Annotated in this window: 5 protein-coding genes; all 5 read right to left on the reverse strand. The window is 49.8% G+C overall.

Annotation, left to right across the window (positions count from 1 at the left end; all coding sequences use genetic code 11):
• Positions 1-230 precede the first annotated feature (230 nt).
• Complete coding sequence (locus tag EJP87_RS12050; RefSeq protein ID WP_193771338.1) at positions 231-1,856, reverse strand: ATP-binding protein; 1,626 nt, start codon at positions 1,854-1,856, stop codon at positions 231-233.
• A gap of 499 nt (positions 1,857-2,355) precedes the next feature.
• Positions 2,356-3,123, reverse strand: a complete 768-nt coding sequence (locus tag EJP87_RS12055) for an ATP-binding response regulator (protein ID WP_130472127.1) — start codon at positions 3,121-3,123, stop codon at positions 2,356-2,358.
• A gap of 64 nt (positions 3,124-3,187) precedes the next feature.
• Positions 3,188-4,228, reverse strand: coding sequence for a hybrid sensor histidine kinase/response regulator (locus tag EJP87_RS12060; RefSeq protein WP_130472128.1), 1,041 nt, complete (start codon positions 4,226-4,228; stop codon positions 3,188-3,190).
• A 153-nt stretch (positions 4,229-4,381) separates the two neighbouring features.
• Positions 4,382-5,344 (reverse strand): formylglycine-generating enzyme family protein, encoded by a 963-nt coding sequence (locus EJP87_RS12065; protein WP_227657607.1) that lies wholly within the window; start codon positions 5,342-5,344, stop codon positions 4,382-4,384.
• A 50-nt stretch (positions 5,345-5,394) separates the two neighbouring features.
• Positions 5,395-6,879 (reverse strand): Lcl C-terminal domain-containing protein, encoded by a 1,485-nt coding sequence (locus EJP87_RS12070; RefSeq protein ID WP_193771339.1) that lies wholly within the window; start codon positions 6,877-6,879, stop codon positions 5,395-5,397.
• Between the last annotated feature and the right edge of the window lie 293 nt (positions 6,880-7,172).

Here is a 7,172-nt window from a genome sequence, read left to right on the forward strand (position 1 = left end):
GCATTCGCGCACGCCGCACAGATTTGTGCCCCGAAGGGGCACTCTTTGGGAGGGCGGATGCCCGACATGCACAGTTTTGCTTGTGGCAACAGTGAGGAAATTGGCAAATGCGATTGCCCTGTGCCCTCCCTGGACCCGCAATAGTTTTTGGTGGTGGATAGTTACGATCCAGCAAGAGTTGGCGTTATAAAGACCAGACCAGCCTGGATGAAGAGTAGCCTAGCCACAAGCTATGGCTCGATCTTGGCAGGAAACAGCAAGGCGAAGGTGGTACCAATCCCAGGTTCGGAGATACAGGTGATCGATCCACCATGCTCTTGCACAATACCATAGACAATCGATAAACCTAATCCCGTTCCTTCGCCGATGCCCTTGGTGGTGAAAAAGGGTTCAAAGATCTTTTTGCGCACCTCTGGTTCCATGCCCATGCCGTTATCGGTAAACTGCACCTGCACCTTTTGATTTTCTGGTAGATATTTGATTGTAATAGTAATAGTTGCTTCATCCCGGTTGGCCAACGCATGAATCGCATTCTGGAAAAAATTAATAAAAATTTGTTCCAAGCGGGTCATATTGCCGGCGATGGCGGGAACATCATCAGCAAAATTTTTTTCCAAGGTGATGTTGCGTAAGCGAATCCGCTCGCCCAAAAACAACAGCGTCTTGTTGACCACCTCCGACAAGTGAATCGATTGCATGCTGTTGCCACCGATGGTTTCATCTTTGCGGCCAAAGGTTTGCAAATGGCGAATAATCTCATCAATGCGCCGAAACTGTTCGTTGACGGTGCCGATCCGTTTTTTGATTCGTTCCAGATCCAGGCTGTTGTTTTGCAGAGCAACCTCCATATTTTGCGTGAAGGTGCTGATATAGGTCAAAGGTTGGTTTAATTCATGCGCCACCCCGGTGGCAACTTCGCCAATGGTTGCCAACTTGGAGGCTGCCAACATTTTTACCTCCATCTCACGTTTGTCGGCATAGGATTGCTCCAGCTTCATTTCAATCAGACGTGCCTGGCGTCGGAGAATAAACAAGCCCACTGCCAGCAAAATGGCCGCACCAGTAATGATTGCCAATGCCCACATCAACCAGCCTGGAAATTCTCGTTTGTTTTCGCCACCAAACCACCGTTCCAAGGAGCGATAATAGAGAGAATCCTTCTCTTTGCGCATCACGCCGATCTCTTTATCCAATCCTTCCAGAATGTCACTGTTGCGCCCCTTCAAGGTTGCATAACGAATCTCCATCGGACAGCAGACAATCGGTGAGCGAAACAGATCATAATCCGACTCCATCGCCTTGGCATTGGCGCGTGAAATCACCCCTGCCTCGACGCTTCCATCCGCTATCTGCTTGAATATATCCCGATATTCATCGGTTTCAACCAGCGTAAAAGGAATATTAAAGCTGTTCATCAACTCCACAAAGCGAATGGTATAGATGTCGTTGCGCATACCAGCCACTTTGCGTTTTTCCAGATGCAATATCGATTGAATTTCCGAGTTGCGGGTATAGACCTGTCCCCAGTTGGAAAAAACAGTCTCACGGGTAAATTGATATTTTTTGCTGCGCTCCTGGGTATGGGCAATGGCGACCAGAAGATCTATCTCAGCGCTCTCCAGGCGGGCCAGATTATCTGCCCAGTTGCCCGGTACATATTGTAGCTGCCATCCTTCAGCGGAGGCTGCTTCTTCCAGAATATCGATATAGAAGCCTTGCACTTTGCCTTGCTCGGTGATGGCAACTCCAGGGGGATTTTGATAGACTCCGACCCGTACCAAGCGTGATGCCTCCGCCGAGTTGCCGAGCATCAGCAAGCCAATCCACAGAGCGAGAAAGCGAATGAAAGATCTCATGGCGCAGCAATGTCCTGATTGTGAATAGAGTGTGCGGTGAGGCAAGAGCGGTCTCCCATTGCGGCATTTTTTTGCCGGAACAGAGTGGACCTTTGTAAGCAAATTCAATAGTTTGGTACAATGACCACAGTGGCGCAGATCTGAGCAAGTAAGCACTGGCAACGGCATACCCGCAGAAAAGAGGAAAATGGCCCGTAACTCCAACAGGCAAGCCACCGGCTATGCCGGTGGACTAAACTATTCAGATTCGTGCTGGCTCGCCAGCTCTGCCCCCGTGGGGATGCTGTGCGAATTGGCGCAAAAATGCGCGCCAATTCGCACAGCTCGCTTCCATTAGGCGCTTAAGCCGACGCAAAAGGCGCGTCTGCTTCATGTGTAAAGCGCGCCAAAGGCAAAAGATTACAAGCAAAATCCAAGGGATTCCATCCCTGGACCCGGCCAGGGAGGTGCCCTTCCTGGACCCGCAGTTGTTTTGTGTGGTGAATAGTTACAATGGCCCTTACGAAGGGCGAGTCAATAAGAGGCTTGCTGTGTGCCACACAAGCTGTTGGTTTTCATTCAGCTCTCCTTCGACCGGATTACCTGCTGCATCATGCAAAATAGCCAGCCTTAAGGCCACTTGAACCGCCTCCATGCCTTTTGGTTGAATGGTCAACTGGTCAGGGAAGGCGTTGGCGGTGGTCAAAAATTGTTCTACTGAGCTATATTGCTCTGCAATCGGCAACAACTCACGCAAGGGCATGCCTTGCAACAGCGTTTTATCATAGCCAAAGAGCAGTTCCGCTGCCGGGTTGATATCCACAAACTTGAACTCTCGATCGACCACGGCAATCATATCCATGGAATAATCAAAGAATGCCCGGAGCGTTTGTCGCTCTTGCAACAATGCCTGATACTGTTTTTTTGCGGCAATACACTGTTTGGCCAGCCCTTTCAGCTCAAAGACATTGAAGGGCTTACGCAAAAAGGCGGTGACACCCATGTCATAACAGGCGCCAATATCGGCACCTGCGGCGTGCCCCGATAACACAATGATCGCATAGGGATCATCTGTAGCTACCCCTACCCGTTGCAAAAACTGAAACCCATCCATAACGGGCATGCGGATATCCAAAATCACCAAAATCGGTTTTACCTCCTGCAACATCTGTAAGCCGATTTCGCCATTTTGGGCATGAAAGAGCTGATAATCGTCACCAAGGGTGTCGTCGATCGAGTCGAAAATCAGTTGCTCATCGTCTACAACGAGAATTTTATCTTTGTTCATAAGAGCTTCCGCAACGGCTTGGCTGTTCGTTTCAAGCAAGAATCAACTGAGCAGTGGGCAGTTTTCACTGGCCCGCACCCTCTCCTCTAGGGATGGAAAAGACAATTTCCGTTCCCTTGCTCTCATCAGTACGCATGCGGATGCGCCCCCCTTGCGCTTCCGTGATCAATTTGGAGTGATAGGCGACCATCACCTCTTTGTCGAAAAAACGTTCGCGAATATCGGCAGCCACACACCCCATGTCTGTTAAACGTACAATTGCATTTTTTCCCGACTCTTCCATGAGAATCGAGATGACTTGTCCGGATGGCGAGGCAGCCACAGAGCGTTCCAGCAAATTGGCCAGCAGGGCATAGGTCAACAGCTTATCGCCACGCACCATGAAGCTGTTTTTTTCTACATCTTCCTGATTTTGTAATTGAATTTTTAGGGTCAATTTTTTATTGCGCATCTCGTTTTCCAACTGATTGCGCAGGGTGTGCAACAAGGAAAGCAGATCAACAGTGCTGTTTTTCAGGGTATATTTTCCCTGTTCCAGTGCGGTCGTTTGCAAAGAGAGATGGACCAGGCTGAGGGCATGAAAACTGTGATTGCGAATCGTCAACAGCCCCTTTTTTTGTTCAGCACTGATGGCAGCCTCTTTTAATAATCCATCGCTGGCACGCACCATATCTTCCAACTGCTGGATCACTTTGCGACAGGTGGGACAACCGCCGAGCTGATCATCCGGTTTGTCTTTACCGCGCAGGGCTATATAGGCTTTGACCCTTGCTTTTACCTCCAACGGAGTAATCGGTTTGGCAATATAATCGGCAGCGCCCAACTGCAAACCATCTATCTCATCAGTCATCTCCCGTTTTGAAGCAATGAAGATGATCGGAATATCTTTGGTTTCCTCTTTGGCTTTCAGACGGCGGCAGACCTCGTAACCATCCATCCCAGGCATCATGATGTCCAAGAGAATCAGGTCGGGTTTTTGTGCCGCCAAGGCAATCGCTTTTGGTCCATTCTTGGCGCTCAAGAGCGCATATTCATCTTTCAGCAACCCATTGAGAAGCTCCAGATTGGCTTCCTCATCATCAACCAACAGGATTGTGCTCTTCATAGCATATCAGCCCACCATCCAAAAAAAGCCATGCGCATACTCTTGCAACTTACCGGCAACAGAGCGCTCCACCATTCATGTTGCCGGTTAGGCTAACCTTTGCCATTCGCAACCGCAAGTGCTGCTTGCAGAGGAATGGATCGATGTGCTCGATTAAGCGCTGTTGCGTACCACTCTGAATCCCGTATAAAAATCCCGGTTGTCTGGTTCCCAATAGTTGCGTGCCGAGGTGCGTACATAATTGGGAGCGCTGTCCCAACTGCCACCACGTAACACTCTATAGGTTCCTTTTGCTGGTCCTTTCGGATTGGCCGCCGGTATTTTTTTATAATACTCTTCGTCAAACCAATCGGAGCACCATTCCAAAACATTGCCACTCATGTCGTACAAACCCAGGCCATTGGGCTCTTTGCCACCGACCGGATGCGAAGAGCCGGCGCTGTTTTGGCTGTGCCAGGCAACCTCGTTAACCTCTTTGCCGCCAGCATACTCCTCCTTTTTGCCACCGCTGCGCGCCGCATACTCCCATTCGGCTTCTGTGGGTAGACGAAACCGCCCCTCTTCTTCCTCATTCAACCTATCGATAAAGGCTTGGGCATCTTCCCAGGAGACCTGTTCCACCGGTAAACGCTCTCCCTCCCGATAGGCCGGTGGATTTTCTCCCATCAAAGCAATCCACTCTTCCTGGATCACCGGAAAACGCCCCAACCAAAATCCATTCAAAGAGACTTCATGCACCGGCTTTTCGTTGCCAAAACCACCGGCAAACAGATTGCCCATCTCATATTCACCGCCAGGCACCCAGACAAACTCCATATTGGTCCGTAAATCCCGCCAATAGGTACCCAATTCAGGTTGGTTTTGCATCACCTTCCAACGCGGAAATTTTCCTTCGCCTACCGAAACCCAGCGATCCCATGATTCTTGCGAAAAACTGTACATTCCCAGGATGCGCCGTACATCCAACGGGTCCAAATCCATCGCCTCCGCCTCTTGCTGGAGAATCTGCCGGACTTGATTGGGCATTACCCCCCCATGGCTTTTGGAGACCACGCGAACAATCGCTCGATACTGCAACAACTTATCTGAAGGAGATACATTTACCAAGACAGCCACGTTCCACCTCCCTAATTACCAATTACCTGCGCTTTTCCAACCCGAAATCGCTATTCCGGGCGTTTGTTTATACTGCGCACCGGCCAAACATGATGTCGACTCTGTTGCTTGGCCCCATAATCGACATAGCCACTCTTCACATCCACATACCATACCATCGATTCATCCGCAAAATGCAGAGTTTCCGACCAATAACTGCGCCCACGGCCCACCGAAAACAGTCCACTCTTTTCCCACTCCAGCAGACGCGGCAACTCCTCTTTGCTGGGTAAACGCCAATCTCCCGGCTGCGATTCATCTGCCAAACCACACTGCCCATCACCCAAACGACTGACCATGGCTATCGATTGTGGCCAAGGATCTTGATCCAGGCAGCCATATTTGGCGACAATCAAACCTGCACGAGTGTCGGTGAGTGTTCCATTGCCATTATCAACCAAAAAGCTGAATCTGTTGCTCATCTCCTTGTTTGCTGCGGTCTGACTTTTGCCTTTGTTTTCACTCCAGGCCGTTGCAGCTACAGTTTTTTCCGGTTGCAGCTCTTCCCGCAGCAGGCGAATCTTCTCTTTGACTGCGGCAAGGGAAGCAAGATCCGGATTGATGGCCTCAGCACGAGCTGCCAACTCTTCGGCCCGTTCCAACTGTCTCTCTTTAACCGCCTTACGTGCCAAGCTGACATATTGTTCAGCCAATAGTGCCAATCCCTGTCGGGCTTCGGCATTGTTGGGATCCAGCTTGAGCATCTCGCGATATTTTGTCTCTTTGTCGGCCAAAAAGGATAGATCATCGGCCAGTCCGCTGCTATTTTCCGCAGCGGTTGGCGCACTATCCCCAGTTTGCGCCGTAACAGAAACAGTTTCTGTAGTGTCCGTCTTGGCCGGATGGAGCATATTCCACAGTTGTGGAGCATAGACCATAGCAATAGTCGCTGTTGTAAGGGAGAGCAGCACGAGTGCGACTGCCACAGCCAAGCGTTGCATTCCCTCAGCCTGAAAGCGATAGGGATTGGCAGTAATCTGCCGGCGAATAGTTGCAGAGGCGGCAAAGGCTTGCAGTCGATTCAGCAACTCTTGGAATGCCGCTTCCGGCATTGGTCCCAAATCAACAATGCGTGCAGCCTCTTTATCCTGGGAAAAATAGAGGTGGCACCTTTTGAATAAAAATAAAAAAGTTCTTCTTTTTCCTTGTATTCCAGTATGTTGCCAGCTTAATTCGACATGTTCAACGCCTTCAGCAGCGCTCCAAAAGCGCATTGGTTGGATATGGAGTTCCACATGATCCTTGAAAAAGCGCAGCGTGGCATCATCGCGTATGCCAAAGAGGGTTTTGAGCAAAGAGATGGTCTGGAGGATGGATAAGAGAAAACGCACAATGACAACAAACAGTTGGTACAAGCGGACCTGCAGCGTGGAAAAAAAATCGGTCCGACTGCTCATCTCGGAGAGAAAATTATGTTCGGCTTGATTGATGCCGTGAAAAATATTCTGCAACAAGTGGCCGTGTAGTTCGATAATGGGATCAGCGGATTTGCTCATAAGAGTCCTGTCGGGTGTGCTCAATATTCCATTATCACAAAACCAGAGCGGTCGAAGTCCTATTGCCACTCGACCCTCCAGATCTATTCTGCCAGTATCACACCCTCTTTGTAAATAGAAGACCATAGAACAGGCAGGGCAATCGCATTTCAAAAGCAGAAAATTATTATGGAGGTCCAGGAGGAGATTATCTCCTCCTGGTGGGTGCAGGGCAAAGCCCCATAAGCGTTAACCTAACATCCCCAGAGTTGCCATCTGACGCTTTCGTTTCCTTGGTGAATCAGCAAGCCATT

It is taken from the genome of Candidatus Magnetaquicoccus inordinatus (genome assembly GCF_004217665.1).
Taxonomy (GTDB): Bacteria; Pseudomonadota; Magnetococcia; order Magnetococcales; family Magnetaquicoccaceae; genus Magnetaquicoccus; species Magnetaquicoccus inordinatus.

What these genes read in the sequence shown, in the direction of transcription:
- EJP87_RS12050 (WP_193771338.1), bottom strand. Translation starts at nt 1,856, where the DNA reads ATGAGATCTTTCATTCGCTTTCTCGCTCTGTGGATTGGCTTGCTGATG.
- EJP87_RS12055 (WP_130472127.1), bottom strand. Translation starts at nt 3,123, where the DNA reads ATGAACAAAGATAAAATTCTCGTTGTAGACGATGAGCAACTGATTTTC.
- EJP87_RS12060 (WP_130472128.1), bottom strand. Translation starts at nt 4,228, where the DNA reads ATGAAGAGCACAATCCTGTTGGTTGATGATGAGGAAGCCAATCTGGAG.
- EJP87_RS12070 (WP_193771339.1), bottom strand. Translation starts at nt 6,879, where the DNA reads ATGAGCAAATCCGCTGATCCCATTATCGAACTACACGGCCACTTGTTG.